The organism is Adlercreutzia muris, assembly GCF_008831045.1.
Classification (GTDB): Bacteria; Actinomycetota; Coriobacteriia; order Coriobacteriales; family Eggerthellaceae; genus Adlercreutzia; species Adlercreutzia muris.
The window spans coordinates 1-809 of record NZ_WAJS01000084.1 but is presented as its reverse complement, the minus strand read 5'-3'; the positions used below and the strand labels follow the sequence as shown (position 1 = coordinate 809).

General features: G+C 71.2%; 1 protein-coding gene. It reads right to left on the bottom strand.

Features of this window, described 5'->3' with window-relative positions; translation table 11 throughout:
• On the bottom strand, positions 1–809 hold an 809-nt coding region (locus F8D48_RS11475; protein WP_151432170.1), incomplete at both ends, for an amidohydrolase family protein.

The window sequence follows — 809 nt, the reverse complement described above, 5'->3', positions numbered from 1 at the left end:
ACCTTCTGGTCCTCGTCAAGCTGCGCGCCGGCCTTGGTGACGCGGTTCACGGCGCACCAGGCGGCCTCCAGCAGGTTCGGGCGCAGCACCGGCGTGTCGGTGTGCAGCGTGAAGGGCAGGCCCGCCCGCGCCGCGTCGCCGCAGGCGCTCACGCGGCCGCCGCGCGCGGGGCCGAGGTTGCGCAGGTGGGCGTCGCCCCAGTACCAGATGTGGGAGGAGAAGATCGAGGGGATCATGCCGATCTCGGCCATCTTCCCGTACTGGTCGGCCCGCGCGGTCTGGGCGTGGATCATCACCGGGCGCAGGGCCGCCTTGCCCGGGTTTCCCGAGGCGTCCCGTGCCGCCTCGTACACGCGCAGCAGCTGGTCGGCCGCCGCGTCGCCGTTGCAGTGGCAGAGCAGCTGGTGGTTGGAGTCGATGGCGATCTTCGCGAAGGCGGCGGCGTCCTCGTCGGTCATGGTGCCGTAGGCCACCCAGTCCCTCTCGCCGTCGGGGCCCTCCGCGTAGGGCTCGGTCATCCAGGCGGTCAGGCCCTGGGGCGAGCCGTCCAGGAACATCTTCAGGCCGCCGAAGCGGAAGTGGCCGTGGTAGTCCTGGCTGTCGTACTCGGGGTTGGCGGCCAGGGTGGCCATGACGTCGGTGCCCCACATGGGGTAGGCCACGATGTCCATCTGCAAGAGGCCGGCCTTCGCCAGGCCCGCCAGGACGGCGGCCATGTCCGGGGCGGTGGCGCCGTCCTGGCAGGTGGTCACGCCGTGCTCCAGGTATATGCGCTGCATGTCGCCGATCATGGCGTTGAAGTCCAGGCC